This is a genomic window from Escherichia sp. KTE114 (assembly GCF_000407765.1).
Classification (GTDB): Bacteria; Pseudomonadota; Gammaproteobacteria; order Enterobacterales; family Enterobacteriaceae; genus Escherichia; species Escherichia ruysiae.
Genome location: NZ_KE136626.1, coordinates 2,877,885 through 2,903,739, shown reverse-complemented (window position 1 = coordinate 2,903,739; position 25,855 = coordinate 2,877,885). Strand labels below are relative to the sequence as shown.

25 protein-coding genes are annotated in these 25,855 nt (G+C 50.2%); 12 read left to right on the top strand and 13 right to left on the bottom strand.

The window, feature by feature from the left end:
• Positions 1–2 precede the first annotated feature (2 nt).
• Complete coding sequence (gene tusE, locus WC5_RS07440) at positions 3–332, top strand: sulfurtransferase TusE (RefSeq protein ID WP_000904443.1); 330 nt, start codon at positions 3–5, stop codon at positions 330–332.
• On the opposite strand, the gene yccX is transcribed toward tusE, so the two are convergent.
• Positions 329–607, bottom strand: coding sequence for an acylphosphatase (gene yccX / locus WC5_RS07445; RefSeq protein WP_000048236.1), 279 nt, complete (start codon positions 605–607; stop codon positions 329–331). The two genes, tusE and yccX, sit on opposite strands and share 4 nt — an antisense overlap.
• A 93-nt stretch (positions 608–700) precedes the next feature.
• On the opposite strand from yccX, the gene rlmI reads away from it, so the two are divergent.
• Together rlmI and hspQ are read left to right on the top strand one after the other, a co-directional pair.
• Positions 701–1,891 carry a 23S rRNA (cytosine(1962)-C(5))-methyltransferase RlmI gene (gene rlmI, locus WC5_RS07450; protein WP_000116312.1) on the top strand — a complete coding sequence of 397 codons (1,191 nt, stop codon included), beginning with the start codon at positions 701–703 and terminating at the stop codon, positions 1,889–1,891.
• A 57-nt stretch (positions 1,892–1,948) separates the two neighbouring features.
• The gene (gene hspQ / locus WC5_RS07455) at positions 1,949–2,266 is read left to right on the top strand and encodes a heat shock protein HspQ (protein ID WP_001295356.1); all 318 of its coding nucleotides are present in this window, start codon (positions 1,949–1,951) and stop codon (positions 2,264–2,266) included.
• A gap of 44 nt (positions 2,267–2,310) precedes the next feature.
• On the opposite strand, the gene WC5_RS07460 is transcribed toward hspQ, so the two are convergent.
• Entirely contained in the window at positions 2,311–2,724 is a 414-nt protein-coding gene (locus WC5_RS07460) for a CoA-binding protein (RefSeq protein WP_010348869.1), read from the bottom strand.
• A gap of 172 nt (positions 2,725–2,896) precedes the next feature.
• Here WC5_RS07460 and WC5_RS07465 point away from each other — a divergent pair, with 172 nt between their 5' ends.
• Positions 2,897–3,559 carry a DUF2057 family protein gene (locus WC5_RS07465; RefSeq protein ID WP_000847775.1) on the top strand — a complete coding sequence of 221 codons (663 nt, stop codon included), beginning with the start codon at positions 2,897–2,899 and terminating at the stop codon, positions 3,557–3,559.
• A 95-nt stretch (positions 3,560–3,654) separates the two neighbouring features.
• Positions 3,655–4,113, top strand: a complete 459-nt coding sequence (gene mgsA, locus WC5_RS07470; protein WP_000424179.1) for a methylglyoxal synthase — start codon at positions 3,655–3,657, stop codon at positions 4,111–4,113.
• 31 nt (positions 4,114–4,144) lie between these two features.
• On the opposite strand, the gene helD is transcribed toward mgsA, so the two are convergent.
• Positions 4,145–6,199 (bottom strand): DNA helicase IV, encoded by a 2,055-nt coding sequence (gene helD / locus WC5_RS07475; protein ID WP_010348867.1) that lies wholly within the window; start codon positions 6,197–6,199, stop codon positions 4,145–4,147.
• Positions 6,200–6,321: 122 nt separating this feature from the next.
• Here helD and WC5_RS07480 point away from each other — a divergent pair, with 122 nt between their 5' ends.
• Positions 6,322–6,768, top strand: coding sequence for a YccF domain-containing protein (locus WC5_RS07480; RefSeq protein WP_001261238.1), 447 nt, complete (start codon positions 6,322–6,324; stop codon positions 6,766–6,768).
• Positions 6,769–6,777: 9 nt separating this feature from the next.
• Positions 6,778–8,940, top strand: coding sequence for a YccS family putative transporter (yccS, locus tag WC5_RS07485; protein WP_000875028.1), 2,163 nt, complete (start codon positions 6,778–6,780; stop codon positions 8,938–8,940).
• Here yccS and sxy read toward each other — a convergent pair.
• A complete protein-coding gene (gene sxy / locus WC5_RS07490; protein ID WP_000839140.1) occupies positions 8,903–9,532 on the bottom strand; it encodes a CRP-S regulon transcriptional coactivator Sxy in 630 nt (209 codons plus the stop codon). The genes yccS and sxy overlap by 38 nt on opposite strands.
• 217 nt (positions 9,533–9,749) lie before the next feature.
• Between sxy and sulA the strand changes: the two genes are divergently transcribed.
• Together sulA and ompA are read left to right on the top strand one after the other, a co-directional pair.
• Positions 9,750–10,259, top strand: a complete 510-nt coding sequence (gene sulA, locus WC5_RS07495; protein ID WP_000288696.1) for an SOS-induced cell division inhibitor SulA — start codon at positions 9,750–9,752, stop codon at positions 10,257–10,259.
• Between the two features lie 355 nt (positions 10,260–10,614).
• Complete coding sequence (ompA, locus tag WC5_RS07500) at positions 10,615–11,667, top strand: porin OmpA (protein WP_016158018.1); 1,053 nt, start codon at positions 10,615–10,617, stop codon at positions 11,665–11,667.
• A 74-nt stretch (positions 11,668–11,741) separates the two neighbouring features.
• On the opposite strand, the gene matP is transcribed toward ompA, so the two are convergent.
• Entirely contained in the window at positions 11,742–12,194 is a 453-nt protein-coding gene (gene matP / locus WC5_RS07505) for a macrodomain Ter protein MatP (RefSeq protein WP_000877169.1), read from the bottom strand.
• A gap of 185 nt (positions 12,195–12,379) precedes the next feature.
• Here matP and WC5_RS07510 point away from each other — a divergent pair, with 185 nt between their 5' ends.
• Together WC5_RS07510 and fabA are read left to right on the top strand one after the other, a co-directional pair.
• The gene (locus WC5_RS07510) at positions 12,380–14,140 is read left to right on the top strand and encodes an AAA family ATPase (RefSeq protein ID WP_000156539.1); all 1,761 of its coding nucleotides are present in this window, start codon (positions 12,380–12,382) and stop codon (positions 14,138–14,140) included.
• A gap of 68 nt (positions 14,141–14,208) precedes the next feature.
• Complete coding sequence (gene fabA, locus WC5_RS07515; protein ID WP_000227927.1) at positions 14,209–14,727, top strand: bifunctional 3-hydroxydecanoyl-ACP dehydratase/trans-2-decenoyl-ACP isomerase; 519 nt, start codon at positions 14,209–14,211, stop codon at positions 14,725–14,727.
• Between the two features lie 68 nt (positions 14,728–14,795).
• Here the strand turns inward: fabA and rmf are convergent, their stop codons facing one another.
• The 6 genes from rmf to rlmKL all read right to left on the bottom strand — a co-directional run bounded on the left by rmf (position 14,796) and on the right by rlmKL (position 22,893).
• Positions 14,796–14,963, bottom strand: coding sequence for a ribosome modulation factor (gene rmf, locus WC5_RS07520; RefSeq protein WP_000828648.1), 168 nt, complete (start codon positions 14,961–14,963; stop codon positions 14,796–14,798).
• A 255-nt stretch (positions 14,964–15,218) separates the two neighbouring features.
• Positions 15,219–15,782: a membrane integrity-associated transporter subunit PqiC gene (gene pqiC / locus WC5_RS07525; RefSeq protein ID WP_000759127.1), complete on the bottom strand. Its 564-nt coding sequence runs from the start codon at positions 15,780–15,782 to the stop codon at positions 15,219–15,221.
• Entirely contained in the window at positions 15,779–17,419 is a 1,641-nt protein-coding gene (pqiB, locus tag WC5_RS07530; RefSeq protein ID WP_000445526.1) for an intermembrane transport protein PqiB, read from the bottom strand. The genes pqiC and pqiB overlap by 4 nt, the downstream gene beginning before the upstream one ends.
• Before the next feature lie 4 nt (positions 17,420–17,423).
• Entirely contained in the window at positions 17,424–18,677 is a 1,254-nt protein-coding gene (gene pqiA, locus WC5_RS07535; protein WP_000333155.1) for a membrane integrity-associated transporter subunit PqiA, read from the bottom strand.
• A gap of 188 nt (positions 18,678–18,865) precedes the next feature.
• Positions 18,866–20,773 (bottom strand): ABC transporter ATP-binding protein, encoded by a 1,908-nt coding sequence (locus WC5_RS07540; RefSeq protein WP_000053105.1) that lies wholly within the window; start codon positions 20,771–20,773, stop codon positions 18,866–18,868.
• A gap of 11 nt (positions 20,774–20,784) precedes the next feature.
• Positions 20,785–22,893, bottom strand: a complete 2,109-nt coding sequence (gene rlmKL, locus WC5_RS07545) for a bifunctional 23S rRNA (guanine(2069)-N(7))-methyltransferase RlmK/23S rRNA (guanine(2445)-N(2))-methyltransferase RlmL (RefSeq protein WP_001086513.1) — start codon at positions 22,891–22,893, stop codon at positions 20,785–20,787.
• Positions 22,894–22,990: 97 nt separating this feature from the next.
• Here rlmKL and WC5_RS07550 point away from each other — a divergent pair, with 97 nt between their 5' ends.
• A complete protein-coding gene (locus WC5_RS07550; RefSeq protein WP_000224298.1) occupies positions 22,991–24,100 on the top strand; it encodes a YcbX family protein in 1,110 nt (369 codons plus the stop codon).
• Here WC5_RS07550 and zapC read toward each other — a convergent pair.
• Together zapC and pyrD are read right to left on the bottom strand one after the other, a co-directional pair.
• Complete coding sequence (zapC, locus tag WC5_RS07555; protein WP_001220664.1) at positions 24,097–24,639, bottom strand: cell division protein ZapC; 543 nt, start codon at positions 24,637–24,639, stop codon at positions 24,097–24,099. The genes WC5_RS07550 and zapC overlap by 4 nt on opposite strands.
• Before the next feature lie 173 nt (positions 24,640–24,812).
• Positions 24,813–25,823: a quinone-dependent dihydroorotate dehydrogenase gene (gene pyrD, locus WC5_RS07560; protein ID WP_010348855.1), complete on the bottom strand. Its 1,011-nt coding sequence runs from the start codon at positions 25,821–25,823 to the stop codon at positions 24,813–24,815.
• Between the last annotated feature and the right edge of the window lie 32 nt (positions 25,824–25,855).

Sequence of the window (25,855 nt, the reverse complement as noted above, 5' to 3'; positions counted from 1 at the left end):
TTATGCTGATCTTCGAAGGTAAAGAGATAGAAACGGATACCGAAGGCTATCTCAAAGAAAGCAGCCAGTGGAGTGAACCGCTGGCGGTGGTGATTGCAGAGAACGAAGGAATTACGCTGTCGCCAGAACACTGGGAAGTGGTGCGTTTTGTGCGTGATTTCTATCTGGAATTCAATACTTCTCCAGCGATTCGTATGCTGGTAAAAGCGATGGCGAATAAGTTTGGCGAAGAAAAAGGTAACAGCCGCTATTTATACCGACTGTTCCCCAAAGGCCCGGCAAAGCAAGCCACCAAAATTGCTGGCCTGCCAAAACCAGTAAAATGTATTTAACGGATACGAAAATCAGTTAATTCCCCCGAGGGATGATGCGGCTCGCTAAGTACCCGTTCCACACGCGCAGAACGCGGGCCGCCACTCTTTAACCACTGCATTAATTTTTCCACCTGTCCTTCTTCACCACACGCGACCACTTCCACGCTGCCATCGTCAAGGTTTTTGGCATAGCCGGTTAATCCCAGTTTTTTCGCTTCATACTGCGTGGTATAGCGAAAGCCTACCCCCTGAACTCGCCCATAGACCCAGGCAATTATGCATACTTTCGACATTACCGCTCTCCTTATCCTTATAGCTGCGTTGCAAATCCATGGAAAACTCCGGACAATGGCGCCCATTTCTTTGCATCGACAGAATAGTAAATTATGAGTGTACGTTTAGTGTTAGCCAAAGGGCGCGAAAAATCATTACTTCGTCGCCATCCGTGGGTCTTTTCCGGAGCCGTTGCCCGTATGGAAGGTAAAGCCAGCCTCGGTGAAACCATCGATATTGTTGATCATCAGGGAAAATGGTTAGCACGCGGCGCTTATTCGCCGGCTTCGCAAATCCGTGCTCGCGTCTGGACTTTCGATCCCTCGGAATCCATCGACATTGCCTTTTTCACCCGACGCTTACAACAGGCGCAAAAGTGGCGCGACTGGCTGGCGAAAAAAGATGGCCTCGATAGCTATCGTTTAATTGCCGGTGAGTCTGATGGACTGCCAGGTATAACTATCGATCGTTTCGGTAATTTTCTGGTGCTGCAACTGCTGAGTGCTGGCGCAGAATATCAGCGGGCGGCATTGATCAGCGCCCTGCAAACGCTGTACCCGGAATGTGCGATTTACGATCGCAGCGACGTCGCAGTACGTAAAAAAGAAGGAATGGAGCTGACCCAGGGGCCAGTCACTGGCGAACTGCCACCAGCCCTGCTGCCGATTGAAGAACACGGCATGAAACTGCTGGTGGACATTCAACACGGACACAAAACAGGCTACTACCTGGATCAGCGCGACAGCCGACTGGCAACGCGCCGCTACGTTGAAAATAAACGCGTACTGAACTGTTTCTCCTATACCGGTGGTTTCGCGGTATCGGCATTAATGGGCGGTTGCAGCCAGGTTGTCAGCGTTGATACCTCCCAGGAAGCACTGGATATTGCACGGCAGAACGTTGAGCTGAACAAACTGGATCTGAGCAAAGCAGAGTTCGTGCGTGATGACGTCTTTAAATTGCTGCGTACTTATCGCGATCGTGGGGAGAAATTTGACGTTATCGTAATGGACCCGCCGAAGTTTGTTGAGAACAAAAGCCAGTTGATGGGCGCATGTCGTGGCTATAAAGACATCAACATGCTGGCGATTCAGTTGCTGAATGAGGGCGGTGTTCTCCTGACTTTCTCCTGTTCAGGCCTGATGACCAGCGATTTATTTCAGAAAATCATCGCTGATGCCGCAATAGATGCCGGTCGTGATATACAATTTATAGAGCAGTTCCGTCAGGCAGCCGATCATCCGGTGATCGCTACCTACCCGGAAGGGCTATATCTGAAAGGGTTTGCCTGTCGCGTCATGTAACTTGAAATGTGGAATTTTACCCTTATATCAAAGGTGAAGATTTCCCGGGAGGTGACTATGATTGCCAGCAAATTCGGTATCGGCCAGCAGGTCCGCCATTCCCTGTTAGGTTATCTCGGAGTGGTCGTGGATATCGACCCGGTTTATTCGCTCTCTGAACCGTCGCCTGATGAGCTGGCGGTGAACGATGAGCTTCGCGCCGCTCCGTGGTATCACGTGGTGATGGAGGATGACAACGGCCTACCGGTTCATACCTACCTGGCTGAAGCCCAGCTAAGTAGCGAATTGCAGGATGAACATCCTGAACAGCCATCCATGGATGAGCTGGCGCAGACCATCCGCAAACAACTCCAGGCGCCGCGTCTGCGTAACTAATCCCCATACAAATACCCGGAAGGCAAAAACCTTCCGGGTATTTTTTATTTAGCCAGCCCCAGGCGAGGGATCTCAATTGCCGGACAGCGATCCATAACTACCTGTAACCCGGCATCACGTGCCAGTACTGCCGCTTGCTCATTAATCACCCCTAGCTGCATCCATAAGGTTTTTGCCCCAATGGCGATAGCTTCCTGCGCCACGCCCCACGCGGCTTCTGAATTACGAAAAACATCAACCATATCGACTTTTTCCGGAACTTCTGCCAGCGTGCCGTAGCCCTGCTGACCCAACAGCGTTTTACCGGCGACTTTAGGTGAGACCGGGATGACGTGATAGCCCTGATCAAGCAAGTATTTCATCACGCGATAACTTGGACGGTCGGGTTTATCACTTGCCCCTACCAGCGCAATGGTATGAGTGGACGTTAAAATGGCTGCAATATCGGTCTCTTTCATCATTTCCTCCAGACTATTTATCAAAGTGTACGACAATCCCAACATACCAACCATGCAGCTAATACGAATGAATGAGAGCAAAAGCGGAAAACATGTCTATATGTTAGTAAGTATGATTAAAGAAAAATTTTGATACATTATTATTCAGGCGGTCATTAGACAGGAGCTATCTATGAAAACCGGCATTTTGACCACCTTGATTGCATTATGTTTGCCGGTATCCGTTTTTGCCACCACGCTACGGCTGTCCAGCGATATTGATCTTCTGGTACTCGACGGCAAGAAGGTTTCAAGCTCTTTGCTGCGCGGTGCGGACAGCATTGAATTGGATAATGGACCGCATCAGTTAGTGTTTCGCGTCGAGAAAACTATCCATCTTTCCAGTAGTGAAGAACGGCTTTATATCTCCCCGCCGCTGGTGGTGAGTTTTAATACCCAGCTCATTAGCCAGGTGAACTTTCGCCTGCCACGCCTGGAGAATGAACGGGAAGCCAACCATTTCGACACAACGCCGCGCCTTGAATTGTTAGATGGCGATGCGACGCCGATTCCGGTAAAGCTGGATATTCTGGCTATTACTTCAACCGCAAAAACGATTGATTATGAAGTCGAGGTCGAGCGTTATAACAAATCCGCGAAACGCGCTTCTCTACCGCAATTTGCCACCATGATGGCAGATGACAGTACACTGCTTTCTGGTGTTTCCGAACTGGATGCTATTCCGCCACAGTCCCAGGTGCTCACTGAACAACGGCTGAAGTATTGGTTTAAACTGGCAGATCCGCAAACGCGCAATAACTTCCTGCAATGGGCGGAAAAACAACCATCTTCCTGAGATTTTTGTGCCTGTGCGCAGGCTTTTTCGGTCTTTATCTTGCAGCGATAAGTGCTTACAGTAATCTGTAGGAAAGTTAACTATGGATGTAAATTATGGAACTGACGACTCGCACTTTACCAGCGCGGAAACATATTGCGCTGGTGGCACACGATCACTGTAAACAAATGCTCATGAGCTGGGTGGAACGGCATCAACCATTACTGGAACAGCACGAACTTTATGCAACGGGCACCACGGGTAACTTAATTTCCCGCGCTACCGGTATGAATGTTAACGCCATGTTGAGCGGCCCAATGGGCGGTGACCAGCAGGTGGGCGCATTGATTTCGGAAGGGAAAATTGATGTGCTGATTTTCTTCTGGGATCCACTAAATGCCGTGCCGCACGATCCTGACGTGAAAGCGTTGCTGCGTCTGGCGACGGTGTGGAACATTCCGGTCGCCACCAACGTGGCAACGGCTGATTTCATTATCCAGTCGCCGCATTTCAACGACGCGGTAGATATCCTGATCCCCGATTATCAGCGTTATCTCGCGGATCGCCTGAAATAATATTGCACAGGTGGCAAACGCCACCTGTTTCTTACGGTTTTCTCACCACCGGCACATCCAGATTTTTCAGTATTTCCACAAAGGGGGAAGGATTGTTTTTGTTGAACAGCGCCCATACCCGATGTCGTGCGCGGGTCAACGCAACGTACATTAACCGTCGTTCTTCGGCGTCCGGGAAATCCTCAACCGGCGGCAGTAGCGCCTCTTCCATAATCGACTCACGTGCCACGGCCGGGAAGCCATCACTCCCCTCCTGCAAGCCAACAATAATCACGTAATCCGCCTGTTGCCCTTTGCTGGCATGAATAGTCATAAAATCGATTTGCAACTTCGGCCAGCGCGTTGCCGCTTTTTCCAGGCTGGCGGGCTTCATGTGGTGGTAACGCGCCAGAACCAGGATGCGCTCTTCCGGTTTAGCGTAACCAGAGAGCTTATCCAGCAACGCATCAAGCTGGCTCTCATCCAATAACGTGACGGCCTTTTTATCGCCAGCGATTAAACTGTTTAGCGGCTTTTTCAACTGACTCGGGTTCTGCTGAATAAACCGATTAGCCACCTCACCGATACGGCTGTTAAAACGGTAAGTCGTGTCTAAATCACAGCGATCGCCGTCACCAAAGTTTTCATGGAAAGCCGTGGTGAGCGACATTTGTGCACCGCTGAAGCGGTAAATCGCCTGCCAGTCATCGCCAACGGCAAACAACGTCGTCTGACTGTTTTGCTTGCGTAATGCCGCTAACAACGCTGCGCGCTGCGGCGAGATATCCTGAAACTCATCAACCAGAATATGTTTCCACGGGCTGATAAAGCGACCTTTCTCAAGGAGAGCAATCGCCTGATGAATAAGGCCAGAAAAATCGACGGCGTTTTCTGCTTTCAGCGCACCTTTCCAGGCTTTCAGCAACGGAGCCATTAACTTGATTCGTTTGCTGAACAGATCACGGATTTCTTCGGGCGTGCTGGCAATCATTTCTGCCTGTGCACCGCCGTGCATCCGCATCAGACTTACCCAGCGATCGAGGCGAGAGGCAAGACGACGCTGTAATTTTTCATCATCCCAGAAGTTACCTTCTGGCACTGACCACTGCATTTCTTCCGTCAGCCATTGCCGCCAGCCCTTCGCCTGCGCTTTCTTCTCGCTGCATTGCTTGCGCCACTCAGCAATAAAGAGTTCATGCCGGGAAGCGGTGTCATTTTCCAGTTTGCTGACTGTGGGTACTTTTTTGCTACATTGCTGAATAATATGCAGCGCCAGTGAATGAAACGTGCGTGCGGTAATGTCTTCGGTATGCAGCCGTTCGCGAATACGCTCGTCCATCTCTTCAGCGGCTTTGCGACCAAACGCCAGCAATAAAATTTGCTCAGGGGACGCTTCACCACGCGCCAGCAACCAGCCTGCACGCGCTACCAGCACCGACGTTTTACCGCTTCCTGCGCCTGCCAGCACTAACAGGGAATGTTCGCCATTAACGACTGCCCGAGCCTGTGCCGGATTAAGTGGTGAAGATTCAACCTGACGGAAAAAATCCGCATACTCGTTAAGCATGGCTTCGGTATACGCCTGATTATGCTGCAACCGAGCGCCTTCAATATCTTTCAACCAGGCCTGATATTTGCGCCACGCCTCACGGCAGTTATCGAATTCTTCCAGTCGATTGACCGGCAACGGCAACGCCGACAAAGCCTGGCGGATTTGTTGCTGCACGCCAGAAGTTTGCTCCCGCGTCAGCCATTTATTATCGTTGGTGCGCGCGGCAATAAGATCCAATTGCTGCTGTAATACACCAGCCGCAATTTCGCTCATCTCTTCGCTCCAGCGCCGCCAGAGAGCATCAAGATGACGGTGAAAACGCTGCGTCTCACCCCATTCGGTGCCGTGCAGACGCACTACTTTTTCATCAGACAGTACAAATTCCAGCTCACCCCATACCAGACCGCGTTTACAGTGAATCGCCAGTAATTGATTGAAAGGAATGAGATATTCGTGACGATCGCCGGAGACTTTTATCCCGGCATTGAGGATCACCGCCCGATCGTAAGGGTGCTGTGCCAGACGTTTGCCAAGAGTTGTCGCTTTCAGTTCCATGACTCTGTAGATCCACACGATGTTATTTCTTATCAGTGTAACCGTCAGAGAAAACGTGCTCCAGCCCAAAAAAACGTTACAATTGCCGCCCATTACTGAAAACCACAGTAAAGCGAGGTTTTATGCGTACCGTTTTGAACATTCTGAACTTTGTGCTTGGCGGATTTGCCACCACTCTGGGCTGGCTGTTGGCGACCCTGGTCAGTATTGTGCTGATTTTTACCTTACCGCTGACACGATCCTGCTGGGAGATCACCAAACTGTCTCTGGTGCCTTATGGCAATGAGGCCATTCATGTCGATGAACTGAATCCGGCAGGTAAAAATGTGCTGCTGAATACTGGCGGTACGGTACTGAATATTTTCTGGCTGATTTTCTTTGGCTGGTGGTTATGCCTGATGCACATTGCGACAGGTATCGCACAATGCATTTCCATCATTGGCATTCCGGTTGGCATTGCGAATTTTAAAATTGCCGCTATTGCACTGTGGCCAGTCGGTCGCCGCGTAGTTTCTGTGGAAACAGCTCGTGCTGCGCGTGAAGCCAATGCGCGACGTCGTTTTGAATAATCTAACATTATGGCTTTTATGCTAAGTCCTTTGCTCAAACGCTATACCTGGAACAGCGCCTGGCTGTATTACGCGCGTATTTTTATTGCGCTTTGTGGTACTACTGCATTTCCGTGGTGGCTGGGTGATGTAAAACTGACGATTCCGCTGACCCTGGGGATGGTGGCAGCGGCGCTGACCGATCTCGACGACCGACTGGCTGGGCGTCTGCGTAACCTTATCATTACGCTATTCTGCTTTTTTATCGCCTCGGCCTCGGTAGAATTGCTGTTTCCCTGGCCCTGGCTGTTTGCCATTGGCTTAACGCTCTCCACCAGCGGTTTCATTTTGCTCGGCGGTCTGGGTCAACGCTATGCAACAATCGCTTTTGGCGCGTTGCTGATCGCTATCTACACCATGCTGGGAACGTCTCTGTATGAGCACTGGTATCAGCAGCCGATGTATCTGCTGGCCGGTGCCGTCTGGTACAACGTCCTGACACTTATTGGTCATCTGCTGTTCCCGGTCCGCCCGCTGCAGGACAACCTGGCGCGTTGCTATGAACAACTGGCGCGTTATCTTGAGCTCAAGTCGCGCATGTTTGATCCTGATATTGAAGATGAAAGCCAGGCACCGCTGTACGATTTGGCTCTCGCCAACGGTCAGCTGATGGCGACATTGAATCAGACGAAACTCTCGCTGCTGACCCGCTTACGTGGCGATCGTGGTCAACGGGGAACGCGTCGCACACTGCATTATTACTTTGTCGCGCAGGATATTCACGAGCGTGCCAGCTCTTCTCATATTCAGTATCAAACATTACGTGAACATTTTCGTCACAGCGACGTGCTGTTCCGTTTTCAGCGGCTGATGTCGATGCAAGGCCAGGCGTGCCAGCAACTGTCACGCTGTATTTTGTTGCGTCAGCTTTATCAACATGATCCGCATTTTGAGCGCGCTTTTACGCATATTGATGCTGCGCTGGAGCGGATGCGCGATAACGGCGCGCCTGCTGATTTACTCAAAACACTGGGATTTTTGCTGAACAATTTACGCGCCATTGATGCCCAACTGGCAACAATTGAATCAGAACAGGCCCAGGCACTACCCCATAATAATGACGAAAATGAGCTCGCTGATGACAGCCCGCACGGATTGAGTGATATCTGGCTGCGTCTTAGCCGTCACTTCACGCCGGAATCCGCCCTCTTCCGTCATGCGGTAAGAATGTCGCTGGTGTTGTGCTTCGGCTACGCCATCATTCAGATAACCGGAATGCATCACGGGTATTGGATCTTGCTGACAAGTTTGTTTGTCTGCCAGCCAAACTATAACGCCACGCGCCACCGCCTGAAGTTAAGGATTATTGGTACGCTGGTAGGTATCGCCATTGGCATTCCTGTGCTGTGGTTTGTGCCATCACTGGAAGGGCAGCTGGTGCTGCTGGTTATTACCGGTGTTCTCTTTTTTGCCTTCCGTAACGTGCAATACGCTCATGCAACAATGTTCATTACGCTTCTGGTGCTACTGTGCTTTAACTTGCTGGGTGAAGGTTTTGAAGTGGCATTGCCTCGCGTAATCGATACGCTGATCGGATGTGCCATTGCATGGGCTGCGGTAAGTTACATCTGGCCAGACTGGCGGTTTCGTAATCTGCCCCGAATGCTTGAGCGCGCAACCGATGCTAACTGCCGTTATCTCGATGCTATTCTCGAACAATACCACCAGGGGCGCGATAACCGTCTGGCATATCGTATTGCTCGTCGCGATGCGCACAATCGTGATGCAGAGCTGGCGTCGGTGGTGTCGAATATGTCCAGCGAACCGAATGTCACACCGCAAATTCGCGAGGACGCGTTCCGGTTACTGTGCCTTAACCATACGTTTACCAGTTACATTTCTGCCCTCGGCGCACACCGTGAGCAGTTAACTAACCCTGAAATTCTGGCGTTTCTTGATGACGCAGTCTGCTATGTGGATGACGCGCTACATCATCAACCAGCCGATGAAGAACGCGTCAATCAGGCATTAGCTGACCTGAAACAACAGATGCAGCAACTTGAACCACGGGCAGACAGCAAAGAACCTCTGGTTGTACAGCAAGTCGGATTATTGATTGCATTACTACCAGAAATTGGTCGTCTGCAGCGCAGAATTACTCAAGTTCCGCAGGAAACTCCTGTTTCGGCGTAATTGAATCTGCCCATTCTGCAAGCTCCTGGCGGCGTGCCACCGGGAGCGCAGCTTCATGAATACCGAGAATTGCGCCTTCAAGCATAAATAAGATTTTTTCTGTCACCAGACTGTTCTGTTGCCGCAGTCGCAACCAACACATTTTCGCCCCAAGAATACGTAACGCCCGTACATCCTTAATCCCCACTTCCCCAAGAATAGCCTCAAGATGGTAAGACATATTGGGTAAATCTTTCAGCCGTTGCCGGATATTGCGCGTACTTTTCTCTTTAAGCGCAGCGTCCAGAGAATATTTCGACAGGCGCACCAGCTTTTGTTGATTTCGCCATAGGCTTTCATCGACCCGGTAGTAATTGAGGGTAACAAACCGCCCACACTTTTTATATGTCAGCCATACTGGCGGATGTTTTACACAGTATTGTGCACTTTGTTCACAAGCCCGAAGATACAACTCGCCATCAGAAACCATTGCAAATACCGTGTCATCAACGGTCAGACTGTAACTACCAAACAATGATCGGTATTCAATAGTGCCCAGCGTAGCCAGGTATTCTTGTGACTTATAGATCCGCTTATAAGAGAGGCTTTTCATAAAATTCCTTTTAAAATCATAATATAAAAGAATGATTCACATTAACGGATCCGTTAAATACGAAAATAGGCAACTTATTATCAAGGGGCAAGATTAATTTAAGTTTTCAGGTCACCAACGACAAAATTTGCGAGGCTCTTTCCGAAATTAGGGTTGATCTTTGTTGCCACCGGATGTACTGTATATTCATACAGTAACTCACAGGGCTGGATTGATTATGTACACTTCAGGCTATGCACATCGTTCTTCGTTGTTCTCATCCGCAGCAAACAAAATTGCGCGTGTCTCCACGGAAAACACAACAGCCGGGCTAATTAGTGAAGTTGTCTATCGCGAAGATCAGCCCATGATGACGCAACTGCTGCTTTTGCCATTGTTGCAGCAACTCGGCCAGCAATCACGTTGGCAACTATGGTTAACACCAAAACAAAAACTGAGTCGTGAATGGGTTCAGGCCGCTGGACTACCTTTAACGAAAGTGATGCAGATAAACCAGCTTTCCCCTTGCCATACAGTGGAATCAATGGTTCGCGCTTTACGCACGGGAAATTACAGCGTGGTGATCGGTTGGTTAACAGATGATCTGACAGAAGAAGAACATGCAGAGCTTGTGGATGCCGCTAATGAAGGTAACGCAATGGGGTTTATTATGCGTCCAGTGAGCACATCCTCTCACGCCACGAGACAACTTTCCGGGGTAAAGATTCACTCTAATTTGTATCATTAAGTAAATTTAGGATTAATCCTGGAACTTTTTTTATCGCCCGTCTGACGATTTCACTCATGGCTAACTTTCCCTGCGGAGGCTTGTCTGAAGCGGTTTCCGCGATTTTATGCTGTAAAGTGTCGTTAACAAAAAAGGTTAAACGCGCCTTATACAAATCTTTTTTTTCATATGCCTGACGGAGTTCACACTTGTAAGTTTTCAACTACGTTGTAGACTTTACATCGCCAGGGGTGCTCGGCATAAGCCGAAGATATCGGTAGAGTTAATATTGAGCAGATCCCCGGTGAAGGATTTAACCGTGTTATCTCGTTGGAGATATTCATGGCGTATTTTGGATGATAACGAGGCGCAAAAAATGAAAAAGACAGCTATCGCGATTGCAGTGGCACTGGCTGGTTTCGCTACCGTAGCGCAGGCCGCTCCGAAAGATAACACCTGGTACACTGGTGCTAAACTGGGCTGGTCCCAGTACCATGACACTGGTTTCATTCCTAACAATGGTCCGACCCACGAAAACCAACTGGGTGCAGGTGCTTTTGGTGGTTACCAGGTTAACCCGTATGTTGGCTTTGAAATGGGTTACGACTGGTTAGGTCGTATGCCGTACAAAGGCGACAACATCAATGGCGCATACAAAGCTCAGGGCGTTCAGCTGACCGCTAAACTGGGTTACCCAATCACTGACGATCTGGACATCTACACTCGTCTGGGTGGTATGGTATGGCGTGCAGACACCAAGGCTAACGTACCTGGTGGCGCATCCTTTAAAGACCACGACACCGGCGTTTCCCCGGTATTCGCAGGTGGTGTTGAGTACGCGATCACTCCTGAAATCGCTACCCGTCTGGAATACCAGTGGACCAACAACATCGGTGACGCACACACCATCGGTACTCGTCCGGACAACGGTCTGCTGAGCCTGGGTGTTTCCTACCGTTTCGGTCAGGGCGAAGCAGCTCCGGTAGTTGCTCCGGCTCCGGCTCCGGCTCCAGAAGTACAGACCAAGCACTTCACTCTGAAGTCTGACGTTCTGTTCAACTTCAACAAAGCAACCCTGAAACCGGAAGGTCAGGCTGCTCTGGATCAGCTGTACAGCCAGCTGAGCAACCTGGATCCGAAAGACGGTTCCGTAGTTGTTCTGGGTTACACTGACCGCATCGGTTCTGATGCTTACAACCAGGGTCTGTCCGAGCGTCGTGCTCAGTCCGTCGTTGATTACCTGATCTCTAAAGGTATCCCGTCTGACAAGATCTCCGCACGTGGTATGGGCGAATCCAACCCGGTTACCGGCAACACCTGTGACAACGTGAAACAACGCGCTGCACTGATTGACTGCCTGGCTCCGGATCGTCGCGTAGAGATCGAAGTTAAAGGCATCAAAGACGTTGTAACTCAGCCGCAGGCTTAAGTTCTCGTCTGGTAAAAAACCCCGCTTCATGCGGGGTTTTTTTCGTCTTCAGTAAAGTAAATAACCCTGGCAAGTTATTCCTTACCCAGTAAGGCCTGCAAATCCTGCTTCAAAGAAGACATTTTATTTGCATATTTCTCTTTGTTTTCCGCATCTTCAATCAGCTGGACAATCGTTTCGGAAAGTGTTTTACCGCGCCGCTGTGCAAGACCTGCCAGCCGTTGCCAGACAATAAATTCCAGATCGATTGATTTCTTACGCGTGTACTGATGTTCCGCATTAAAATGGCGTTTCCGTCTGGCCCGAATTGTCTGCTTCATGCGATTGACCAGCTCTGGATTCATATGCTTGTCAATCCAGCCATTTACCAGCACGGGTTCATTTTCCAGCGATAGCAACACGTCAACGGCTTCCTGGGCGGCACTGGCTTCTACGTAACGGGTAATTAACTCCCCTTCACGGTGTTTCTTCACCAGATACTTCCATTTCCAACCGCTTTCCAGATTTTCAAGTTGTTGATATTTCATAGCGATCTCAATGTTACCGTGTAACTCTTTACAGAATATCAGTTTTTTAACTGTGTGATGAAAAGAATCTCCATCCTGTGAGCTTTCGCGCGCACGACAGGTCTTTTGTCATCGCTTTCCACGTGTGCTGAAGTGCCGGTTACGGTATAATCGCATCTTTGACAACAGACTAAAAAACATCAACTTTGACCATTACGAAACTTGCATGGCGTGACTTAGTGCCTGATACCGAAAGCTATCAGGAAGTATTTGCACAGCCACATTTGATTGACGAAAACGATCCTTTATTCAGTGATACTCAACCGCGACTGCAATTTGCGCTGGAACAGCTACTGCATACGCGAGCATCCTCCTCTTTTATGCTGGCAAAGGCCCCGAATGAGTCTGAGTATCTGAATCTTATTGCCGATGCCGCACGTGCGCTACAAAGCGATGCAGGCCAACTGGTGGGCGGTCATTATGAGATTTCCGGCCACACCATTCGCTTACGTAACGCAGTTAGCGCAGATGATAATTTTGCGACTTTAACGCAGGTTGTCGCTGCCGACTGGGTAGAAGCAGAACAACTCTTTGGCTGCCTGCGCCAGTTTAATGGCGACATTACCTTGCAGCCAGGCCTGGTGCATCAGGCAAATGGCGGTATTCTCATCATCTCTTTGCGTACTCTGCTGGCGCAACCTCTGCTGTGGATGCGGCTGAAAAATATCGTTAACCGCGAATATTTTGACTGGGTAGCGTTTGATGAGTCGCGTCCTCTCCCTGTCTCCGTTCCTTCAATGCCACTGAAGCTGAAAGTCGTTCTGGTCGGCGAACGCGAATCATTGGCCGATTTCCAGGAGATGGAGCCAGAACTCTCTGAGCAGGCTATTTATAGTGAATTTGAAGATACCCTTCAGATTATCGACGCCGAGTCAGTAAGCCAGTGGTGTCGCTGGGTGACATTCACCGCCAGACATAACCACTTGCCTGCGCCGGGAACTGATGCCTGGCCGGTACTTATCCGCGAAGCCGTCCGCTACACCGGTGAACAAGAAACGCTGCCGCTTAGCCCGCAGTGGATCCTCCGCCAGTGTAAAGAAGTCGCTTCCTTGTGCGATGGCGATACCTTCTCCGGCGAGCAGCTAAACTTAATGCTACAGCAGCGTGAATGGCGCGAAGGTTTCCTCGCCGAACGGATGCAGGATGAGATCCTTCAGGAGCAGATCCTGATTGAAACCGAAGGCGAACGCATCGGGCAAATTAACGCCCTTTCGGTCATCGAATTTCCGGGCCATCCGCGCGCTTTTGGCGAACCTTCTCGCATTAGCTGCGTTGTGCATATAGGTGATGGCGAGTTTACCGATATCGAACGCAAAGCCGAGCTTGGCGGCAACATACACGCTAAAGGGATGATGATCATGCAGGCGTTCCTGATGTCGGAGCTTCAGCTTGAGCAACAGATCCCTTTCTCAGCATCGCTAACTTTTGAGCAGTCATACAGTGAAGTGGACGGCGATAGTGCCTCGATGGCTGAACTCTGCGCCCTGATAAGCGCCCTTGCCGATGTGCCGGTGAATCAGAGTATCGCTATTACGGGTTCAGTCGATCAGTTCGGTCGCGCCCAACCGGTCGGTGGTTTGAATGAGAAAATCGAAGGCTTCTTTGCGATTTGCCAGCAACGTGAGTTAACGGGGAAACAAGGTGTCATTATCCCTACCTCTAACGTTCGCCATTTAAGTCTTCACAGTGAACTTGTGAAAGCGGTAGAGGAAGGCAAATTCACCATCTGGGCAGTAGACGATGTGACTGACGCACTGCCGTTATTATTAAATCTTGTGTGGGATGGCGAAGGCCAGACAACGCTGATGCAAACTATCCAGGAACGTATTGCGCAAGCATCGCAACAGGAAGGACGTCACCGTTTTCCATGGCCATTACGTTGGCTGAACTGGTTTATTCCGAACTGATCGGACTTGTTCAGCGTACACGTGTTAGCTATCCTGCGTGCTTCACTAAAATAAGGCTTACAGAGAACATGGTAGATAAACGCGAATCCTATACAAAAGAAGACCTTCTTGCCTCTGGTCGCGGAGAACTGTTTGGCGCTAAAGGCCCGCAATTGCCAGCACCAAACATGCTGATGATGGATCGAGTGGTCAAAATGACCGAGACCGGCGGTAACTTCGACAAAGGCTATGTCGAAGCAGAACTGGATATCAATCCAGACCTATGGTTCTTCGGCTGCCACTTCATCGGCGATCCGGTAATGCCGGGATGTCTGGGTCTGGATGCGATGTGGCAGCTGGTAGGGTTCTACCTTGGCTGGCTGGGCGGCGAAGGTAAAGGCCGCGCACTGGGTGTAGGCGAAGTGAAGTTCACTGGTCAGGTTCTACCTACCGCGAAAAAAGTGACCTACCGTATTCACTTTAAACGCATTGTTAACCGTCGCTTGATCATGGGTCTGGCAGACGGCGAAGTGCTGGTAGATGGTCGTCTAATCTATACCGCCAGCGACCTGAAAGTCGGTCTGTTCCAGGATACTTCTGCATTCTGATTTAAATCAGGCTACATATTAAAGGCGAAACCTCCGCATTGCGGAGGTTTCTTTTTAAAGAGACAGAATCAGGCCATTACTACCCTGTCCGCCATGGCTTCTCGCCAGCCTCCCAGCCATTGTGACCTTTGATTCAGCGTCTGATAGGGACACATTTCTTTTGAGCGTCCGGCGATGCCGGCCTGATAACCACGTTGATGTGCCCGTTCCAGGCGATCTCGTTTTTGTCTCTTCATGCCTCGTTTCCCTCATACTGGTTTCTGGTGGAAAAGAAAACAGTGATTACTAAATGTGCAATCACAGTTAAGCAATACCGCGAATCATAACTGCCGTCAATGCGCAAAATTCACGCCACTGTCATATTTGTGAGCCATACAGGCATGTTGGTTGTACAAAAAATGTGAAGCGGAACAAGTTTTTCTCGATGGATTAAACAAAAAAACCGCCTCAGGCTACATGCCGGAGACGGTTATATTTACAAATATTTATAATTAAGGTAGACGCTTTATCTCTTGCGCAATAGCAGTGGCTTCCTGACTCCAGACACTGGCCAGCACTTTGACCATTTCATCGTAGCCATCCTGATTTTGCACCCCTTCCAGACGGAACGGTCGTTTGATCAATTGTCCCTGGTGGTTCAACAGCCACTCGCCACTGACAATGACCTTGCCATCATAGCGACCGTTAAACTCCGTTACGGTTACGTTGAGCGTGTCCTGGGCGCTTCCCAGAGGCTGGGAGGCAACCACCCAACCGGGGAGTTGCGTACTCAGATTAGCAACCAGGGTGTTGCGCAACTGTTGATCCAGCGGGCTGGCCCACAGGTTGTTATTGGCAATCACATACTTCACATCGCTGGTCTGATAAACCACCCCATTCCCCGCCAGATAGTCTGGAACAACGACTTGCTCTACCCATAACAGGCGATTGCCCTGGCTGGCGGTACTTTGCGTACCGCTCTGCACAACAGGTAACTGGTAATAGTTTTTATTGATCTCGCCGGAGCTGCATCCGGCCAGCCACAGTGCCGCAATCGTCACTAGCCACTTTTTCATTGTTTCGCCCTCTTCGGCTCTGGATCTTTTTTGTCCTTCGCTTCAAATACCAGCGCGTTACTCTTCTCATTAAGCGTTTTCAGCACCGGTTGCAGTTCACGCAACACCTGATCAAGCCGCTGCATATCCGCCACCATCTTGTTGTAGGCTGCGGAGCCAGGCTGGAAGCCCTGCATACTGCGATTCAGCTCACGCAACGTTGACTGCATATCCGTCGGCAACTGCTGCATCGACTGGCTGGCAAGGATCTTGTTCATGCTATCCAGCGTCGCTTGCAGGTTTTTCATCGTGCGCTGGCTTTCAGACAGCGTACTGGTCGCCTGCTCAATCATCGGATTCAACGGCAGCTTGTTGATCTTATCTAATGCTTCCATCAGACGTTGCTGGATTTGCGCCAGACCGCCGCTAACGGTCGGGATAATCTGATAACCATTAAATTCACGAATACCGGTTATTGCTGGCGTATTTGGATAGAAATCGAGATCAACATAGAGCGCGCCAGTGACCAGATTTCCGGTCTTCAGCGATCCGCGTAAACCACGTTTCAACAACTCTCCAAGGTGCTTAACGACATCCGCATTTTCGCCAAGCTGCATTTTCAGCCGTTCCGGTTCAATGCGAATAAGTACCGGAATACGGTAATCATCATTAAATGTCTGACGCATATTCGGCGCAAAGAAAGGTACTTTACTTACTGTACCCAGGCGAATACCCCGGAATTCTACCGGAGCGCCAGGCTGCAAGCCTCGTACCGAATCTTTAAAGAACATCAGATAGTCAATGTGATCGGTATATAGCGAATCCTGAATGCTCTTCTGGTCGTCATACAAAACGAATGCGGTTTTCGGCGCAACAGGCTGCCCTAAATCCAGACCTTCCGGCACGTCAAAGCTGACGCCGCCGCTGAGTAGCGTTGTCAACGAGCCCATCTCTACGCGCATTCCCGCTGACGTCAGATCAACCGCAATGCCACTATCTTTCCAGAAGCGAACATTGCCGGTCACCAACCGGTCATAAGGCGCATTGATGAACAGTTGATAGCTGATATTGCGTTTTTGCGTATCGAAGGTGCTGGTTTCAACCGAACCTACCCGATAGCCACGGAACAGCACCGGATCTCCCGGCGAGAGTTGTCCGGCTTTTTTGCTATCAAGAATCACACGAATACCTTTCGCATCAGGCGGTGCCAGCGGTGGCGAATCGAGCAAATCATAACTTGCCTGTTTGCTGCCTTTCGCCCCCGGTTGCAGTTCGATATACACACCGGAAAGCAGTGTGCCCAGGCCACTAATACCTTCTCGACCTATCTGCGGTTTTACCACCCAGAAGACGGTATCTTTATGCAGCAGCTTCTCCATACCGGCATTCAGGCGCGCTTTGATTTCAACGTGCGTCAAATCATCGGCTAGCGTTGCGCTCTCGACCACGCCGACGTCAACACTACGGCTTTTAATGGTAGTCTTGCCGCCCTCAATCCCTTCCGCATTCGCGGTGATCAGGGTAACTTCCGGTCCCTGATGGCTGTAATGATAAAAAAGAACCCACGCCCCTATAAGCGCCGTGACGATAGGAAATATCCACACGGGAGACCAGTTCTTCACTTTCTGGATTTTGGCTTCCCCATTATTAGATTCCATACTGTCAGGACTCCTCATGCACTGATTCAGGTTGACGATCCCACGACAAGCGTGGATCAAACGTCATCGCAGAAAACATTGTCATTATGACGACTAAAGCAAACATTAACGCACCCATTGCCGGATAAATACTCATTAAACCTCCCATACGCACCAGCGCCGAGAGCACCGCAATCACGAAAACGTCAATCATCGACCAGCGGCCTACAAACTCAACAACTTCATAAATTAAATGCATTCTTTCGCTGTCACGCTTGCCGTGCCCTTTGGCATCCCAGCACAACCATGCGATGGCGATCATCTTTAACGTTGGCACCATGATACTGGCTAAAAAGATAACCGCAGCAACAGGGTAAGAACCTTCACTCCACAACAGGATGACCCCGGCGAGAATTGTCGACGGCATCTTCGAACCTAATAAATCGGTCACCATGATGGGTAATAGATTAGCCGGGAGATACAGCATGATGGACGTAACAAGCAGCGCCAGCGTCCATTGCAGGCTATTTCTGCGCCGAACGTATCCTTTCGTGCCGCAACGCGGGCACACCGTTTCATCGGCGGGAAGGATCGCCGTACAGCAAGAGCAAGAGCGCAATCCTTGTCGGATACCCGTAATGCCCGGTTTTAACGGCTTAAGTAGTTCTGGCATCGGCGCAATATCATCCCACAACCAGCGACGATCAACGCACTGAAAGGCGCGCAGTTGCAGCACACAAAATAAACACCAGGGGAGAAAACTGCTGCCCACACCAATACTGCCGTAGGCCATCAGTTTGACGAAACTGACCAGCACACCCGCGAGGAAAATCTCTGCCATTCCCCAGGTTTTGAGTTGAAAGAGCACCCGTGCCAGTTGCTCTTTCAGACGTACCGGTAATTCGGCGCGATTCACCAGAAGCAGAATGGTAATCAGGCAAAATGCAGGAACCAGTTGCACAAACAACAAGAAAAAAGTGCCGAGGCTGGCGTAGTCCTCAGAAAACAGCACGCCCGGAATTTCCAGTAATGTAATTTCACTGGTAACTCCTGCGACGTTCATATTCACAAAAGGGAATAAGTTGGACAGCAACAGCATGAACAGTGCGGCCAACGCATAGGCGGTAGGACGCTGCCGGGGCGCGTCCCACGCAACGGTTAACGTTGTGCCACACCGAGGACATGCCGCTTTCTGACCATGCTCAAGGTGGGGTAATGCCACCAGCATGTCACACTGCGAGCATAAGATATGCTTCGCGGCATGATGATGTTCGCACATTGGTACTCCTTAATGATGCGCTATTCTACAGATTGCTGACAAAGTGTCCTTTTTTCATGCCGGATGCAGCATAGGTGCCTTTACCGGTCTGAGAGAATACAAATAGTTTCCCCCATGCCTGATAAGCGTAGCGCATCAGGCAATTTTACCTTTGTCATCAGCCTCTATATCAATCAACTGTTTTGCGATCAGCCACCATTTTTTAACGCTTCAAGATACTCCCAGCGTTCAAAAGCCTGCTCCAACTCCTGCTCCGCAGCAGCCAGATCAGCGAGCACTTTTTGCGTATGTTCATGAGACTGGCTGAAGAAGGAGGCATCCGCCACCTGCGCCTGTAAGGCTTCCAGCTTCGATTCCAGATCTTCAAGCAATTGAGGAAGCTGTTCCAGTTCGCGCTGCAATTTATAGCTTAGTTTGCTAGTGTTGCGTTTTACAGTTTCTGTTTTTGGCGCTGCCGCTTCTTCGGTTTTTTTTACCACAGGCTGTTTAAGCGCCACATACTGTTCTTGCTGACCACGGGCATCATGATAACCGCCAACATAACGACCAATTTTGCCGCCGCCTTCGAAAATCCAGCATTCTGTAACGGTGTTATCGACAAACTGACGATCGTGGCTTACTAACAACACTGTCCCCTGGTAGCTGTCGATTAGCTCTTCAAGCAGTTCGAGCGTTTCGACGTCAAGGTCGTTGGTCGGTTCGTCGAGGATCAGTAAATTGCTTGGCTTAAGGAACAAGCGCGCCAGCAGCAGACGGTTACGTTCCCCGCCAGAAAGCGCACGCACCGGCGTCATCGCTCGTTTCGGATGGAACAGGAAGTCCTGCAAATAGCCCAGCACGTGGCGTGGTTTACCGTTAACCATCACCTCTTGCTTACCTTCTGCCAGGTTATCCATTACCGTTTTATCGGGATCGAGTTCCGCGCGGTGTTGGTCGAAGTAAGCCACTTCCAGTTTGGTGCCGACATGAATACGCCCGCTGTCCGCTTGAAGTTGACCGAGCATCAGTTTCAGTAGCGTGGTTTTACCACAGCCATTCGGGCCAATCAGGGCAATTTTGTCGCCACGTTGAACCTGGGCAGAAAAATCTTTCACCAGTTGCTTGCCGTCAACCTGGTAGCAAACGTCTTCCATTTCGAAAACGATCTTACCGGAGCGGCTGGCCTCTTCCACCTGCATCTTTGCCGTACCCATTACCTCGCGGCGTTGGCTACGTTCACGACGCATCGCTTTCAATGCACGCACGCGACCTTCGTTACGGGTACGACGCGCTTTGATCCCCTGACGGATCCACACCTCTTCCTGCGCCAGTTTGCGGTCGAACTCGGCGTTTTGCAGCTCTTCCACGCGCAGGGCTTCTTCTTTTTCCAGTAAATACTGGTCGTAATTCCCTGGATAGGTCACCAGCTTGCCGCGATCGAGATCGACAATACGCGTCGCCATATTGCGGATAAACGAACGGTCGTGGGAGATGAAAATAATCGTCCCATTGAAGGTTTTAAGGAACCCTTCCAGCCAGTCGATGGTTTCGATATCCAGATGGTTAGTCGGTTCGTCCAGCAGCAATACGCGCGGATTGCTCACCAGCGCGCGTCCTAATGCCGCTTTACGCAACCAGCCGCCGGAAAGCGACGACAGCGCAACGTTAGGATCTAACCCCAGTTGCGCCAGCACTTCGTTGATGCGGTTTTCCAGCTGCCACAGGTTGTGGTGATCCAGCTGTTCCTGAACCTTCGCCAGTTCGTTGAGATTTTTCTCGCTCGGGTCGTTCATCACCAGGCGCGAAATATCGTGATAGCGTTTCAGGTATTCAGCCTGTTCTTCAATGCCTTCGGCAACGAAATCATAAACGCTACCCTCAACGTTACGCGGCGGATCCTGTTGCAGACGAGCTACAATCAAATCTTGCTCGTAAATAATGCGACCGTCATCCAGCCCTTGTTCACGGTTGAGGATTTTCATTAACGTCGATTTGCCTGCGCCGTTGCGGCCCACCAGACAAACACGTTCGTTATCTTCGATGTGCAATTCTGCGTTATCGAGAAGCGGCGCGTCGCTGAACGACAGCCATGCGCCATGCATACTGATTAATGACATTACTATTCCTTTCAGGCTGCGGTAATCAGCCAGCAGTTGTGGATCTGGCGGTTACGGGCGAAATCCTGGGAGAGCGTTTTTTGCGTAATTTCTTGTGCTTTCAGCCCCAGTTTTGCCAGGCCATCGAGATCCATACGGAAGCCACGTTTGTTGTTCGAGAACATGATAGTCCCACCTGAGCGCAGCAGGCGCTTCAGATCTTTCATCAGAGCCAGATGATCGCGCTGAACATCAAACGCATCTTCCATTCGTTTTGAGTTAGAGAAGGTTGGCGGATCGATAAAGATCAGATCGAACTGTTCATTAGCTTCACGCAACCACGCCAGGCAATCGGCCTGAATCAGGCGATGCGCACGACCGGTTAAGCCATTCAGACGCAGGTTGCGTTCTGCCCACTCCAGATAAGTACGCGACATATCCACGGTGGTGGTGCTGCGTGCACCGCCTAATCCCGCGTGCACGGTGGCGCTACCGGTATAGGAGAAAAGGTTGAGGAAATCTTTGCCTTTACTCATCTGACCGAGCATACGACGGGCGATACGGTGATCGAGGAACAGACCGGTATCGAGATAATCCGTCAGGTTCACCCACAAGTGAGCGTTATATTCGGTAACTTCAAGAAACTCGCCCTTCTCGCCCAGTTTCTGATACTGGTTTTTGCCCTTCTGGCGTTCGCGGGTTTTCAGTACCAGTTTGTTTGGCGCAATCCCCAGTACCGAAATGGTCGCAGCGATAATATCGAACAGACGTTGACGCGCTTTGTGCGCATCGATGGTCTTCGGCGGCGCGTACTCCTGCACGACCACCCAGTCGGCGTAGCGGTCAACAGCGACGTTGTATTCCGGCAAATCGGCGTCATACAGACGATAACATTCAATCCCTTCCTGACGCGCCCATTTTTCGAATTTCTTCAGGTTCTTACGCAGACGGTTGGCGTAATCTTCCGCCACCATCGCCGGTTTGCTGTCCGGAGTACTTTCAGCAATGTGGTAATTTTTCTGCACGCAGTCCAGCGGGCCGTTTTTCGCCTTGTACTGTTTGTCTGCGCGCAATTGCAGACAACTTAACAAATCCGGCGAGGCGCTGAATAAAGAGAGATTCCAGCCACCGAACTGGTTTTTCATGATTCGGCCCAACAGACTATGCAGCGCAATCAGCGCCGGTTCGCTGTCCAGACGCTCACCGTACGGCGGGTTGCTCAGTACTGTACCATACGGTCCTTTTGGCAGCGGATTGGTCAGTTGCGCGACATCTTTCACCTCAAAGGTGATCAGTTCACCAATCCCCGCAAGACGGGCGTTAGTGCGCGCACGTTGAATCACCCGTGCGTCGCTGTCCGAACCGTAAAAATGAGAGCTATACTCAGCCAGGCCTTTACGGGCGCGAGTTTGCGCTTCCGCTTTCACTTCCTGCCAGATAGCTTCATCATGCTGCGCCCAGCCGCTAAAGCCCCAACGCCCACGGTGCAGGCCTGGTGCGCGATCGGTCGCCAGCATCGCCGCTTCAATCAGCAACGTACCGGAACCACACATCGGATCGAGCAGAGGTGTTCCTGGCTGCCAGCCGGATCGCATCACAATAGCGGCTGCCAGGGTTTCTTTAATCGGCGCAATACCAGCACGATCGCGATAGCCACGCAGATGTAAACCATCACCACTCAGATCAAGGGCGATACTGGCGGTTTCTTTATGCAGCCAGACGTTAACGCGGATATCCGGCGCATCGCGATCAACATTTGGTCGCGGCAGATTTTTACGCGTGAAAGCATCAACAATTGCGTCTTTAACTTTCATCGCGCCGTACTGGCTGTTGCGGATAGTGTCATTCAGACCGCTAAAGTGGACAGCAAAGGTCGCGCCAGGATTAAACATCTCTGTCCAGTTGATCGCCTGAACGCCGAGATAGAGGTCTAAATCGCTGTAAACCTTACACTCGCCCAGCGGCAACATAATACGCGAGGCCAGGCGGCTCCACATCAGGCTCTGGTATACAAGCCGCGTGTCGCCCTTGAAATGGACCCCACCCTGAACCACCTGGCATTCAACGGCCCCCAGGTTTTCCAGTTCAGTTTTTAACAGCTCTTCCAGCCCACGGGCCGTACTGGCAAACAGAGAATTCATATCGTCACTTTTACTCTAAGAAAATTGTTGCGCATTATAGCTAATAAGTCCGTCATGTCATAAAGTTGAGGGCTTATTTTCATTTGGGGACCGCACCGTGGCGACATTAACCCGGCTTTTTATTCATCCTGTTAAATCCATGCGTGGCATCGGTCTGACACACGCTCTTACAGATATCAGCGGACTGGCCTTCGATCGCATTTTTATGCTGACAGAACCTGACGGTACGTTTATTACCGCTCGTCAGTTTCCGCAAATGGTACGGTTTACCCCTTCTCCCGTGCATGACGGCTTACATCTCACCGCGCCCGATGGTAGCAGCGCGTGGGTCCGCTTTGCCGATTTCGCCAAACAGGACGCACCAACGGAAGTGTGGGGTAACCATTTTACTGCGCGCATTGCGCCAGATGAGATTAACAAATGGTTAAGCGGATTTTTCTCCCGCGACGTGCAATTGCGCTGGGTGGGGCCGCAGATGACGCGGCGCGTAAAACGCCACAACACTGTACCCCTGTCATTCGCTGATGGCTATCCGTATCTGCTCGTCAATGAAGCTTCATTGCGCGATCTCCAACAACGCTGTCCGGCAAGTGTCAAAATAGAACAATTCCGCCCCAATCTGGTTGTTTCTGGCGTAGCCGCGTGGGAAGAAGACACCTGGAAAGTGATTCGTATTGGCGATGTGGTGTTCGATGTGGTGAAACCTTGTAGCCGTTGTATTTTCACCACCGTTAGCCCGGAAAAAGGGCAAAAGCACCCGGCTGGCGAACCATTAAAAACGCTGCAATCTTTCCGTACAGCCCAGGATAACGGCGATGTCGATTTCGGTCAGAACTTAATTGTCCGTAACAGTGGTGTTATCCGTGTTGGCGATGAGGTGGAAATCCTGGCGACAGCACCGGCAAAAGTCTACGGTGCGGCCGCAACGGACGATACTTTCCCTGCGCCCCAACAACCGAATGCGAATGTTGATATCAACTGGCAAGGGCGGGCATTTCGCGGTAATAACCAACAGGTACTGCTGGAACAATTAGAAAATCAAGGGATTCGTATTCCCTATTCTTGCCGTGCCGGCATATGTGGAAGTTGTCGTGTTCAGCTTCTCGAAGGCGAAGTCACCCCGCTGAAAAAATCAGCTATGAGCGACGATGGAACAATTCTTTGCTGTAGTTGCGTACCGAAGACTGCATTGAAACTGAAAAGTTAAACGGCTTGTTCAAGGCTGACGCTGTCATAACTTACATGCGGTCTCAGCCTGTCATTCATAATTTTGATGGCGTCACCCAGTTGCATGGCGCGCCCGGCGATAATGACGCAAGGTTGCGCCAGCAGGCACAGTGCGGCATTTTCGCCAGATTCAATAACCAGTAAATTGACCTGCTCATTGGTGTCGCTTAACCAGACACAGGCAGCATCACCCGACGCTGGTGCCCACATTTCGCCATGAGAAACAAAATGCCAGCTTTTCGGCATTTGCGGTTTGAGATAACGAATCGCTACCAGTGCATTAAGCACCAGTTCAGCTTTTTGTTCTTTTGATAAGTTAAGGTCGCGGCATTTTTCTTCAAACGTGAAATAGAGCGCGGCATCATCAACGCAAAATCCCGCAGGAGAAAAAGCATCCGGCGTCAACATTTTACGCGCAAAACGTGAGCGAAACAGCATACCATTGGCTAAATCAAGCATCATTCGATCATGCTCTTCATCGTAATACCAACGCCAGTTATCGTCTGGTTTAATTCGCATATGCCTCTCCTCTACCCTATAAATTCACTGCAACACATTCCATTGTCGCTTTGCTTAATAACCTCAACAAGAAAAGTACAAAATGTCTAAATAAGTAACAGGAATGAATATAAAACAACCAGGGCTGAAAATAAAGCCCTGATTATCTTATAAAGAGAAAGTGAAAGAAATAATTAGATATGAGTAACGATTTCTTTAATCAGCGGCGGCCCTTTAAAAATAAAACCAGAATAAATTTGCACCAGTGAGGCCCCTGCGGCTATCTTCTCACGGGCAGCGATAACCGAGTCAATACCACCAACACCAATGATCGGTAAACGACCATTTAATTCCTGCGACAAGCGGCGAATAATTTCTGTGCTTTTTAATTGTAACGGACGACCACTTAAGCCACCGGTTTGATCGCAATTTTTCATTCCCTGAACTAAAGAACGATCGAGGGTGGTATTAGTCGCAATAACGCCATCAATATTATGACGTACCAAACTATCGGCCACCTGGATCAACTCCTCTTCAGAAAGATCCGGCGCGATCTTCACTGCGATCGGCACATATTTATGGTGCATCGCTTGCAAATCATTTTGCTTATTTTTAATTGCCGTTAATAAATCATCCAGTGCTTCGCCATATTGCAGAGTACGTAATCCTGGGGTATTCGGTGATGAAATATTGATGGCGATATATCCTGCATAGGCGTAGATTTTCTCCATACAAATCAGATAGTCATCTTTGCCTTGCTCAACCGGTGTATCTTTATTTTTACCGATATTAATTCCCAGTACACCATCATAATGTGTTTTTTTAACGTTCTCAACGAGGTTATCAACGCCGAGGTTATTAAAGCCCATACGGTTGATCAAACCTTCAGCATCCACCAGGCGGAAGAGACGTGGCTTGTCATTTCCTGGTTGTGGACGAGGGGTGACAGTGCCGATCTCGATCGATCCAAATCCCATTGCGCCTAAAGCGTCAATACACTCCCCGTCTTTATCAAGACCGGCAGCCAGACCAAGCGGATTTTTAAAGGTCAGTCCCATGCAGTTAACCGGTTTCGCTGGAACGTTCTGTCGAACAAGTGCTTCAAACGGCGTTCCGGTAATGCGACGTAATTGCTGAAAAGTAAACTCATGAGCTCGCTCAGGATCGAGCTGGAAAAGGGCTTTACGAACGAAGGGGTAGTACATGAACTCTCCTGGATTCCCGGTGTGCAAACCGG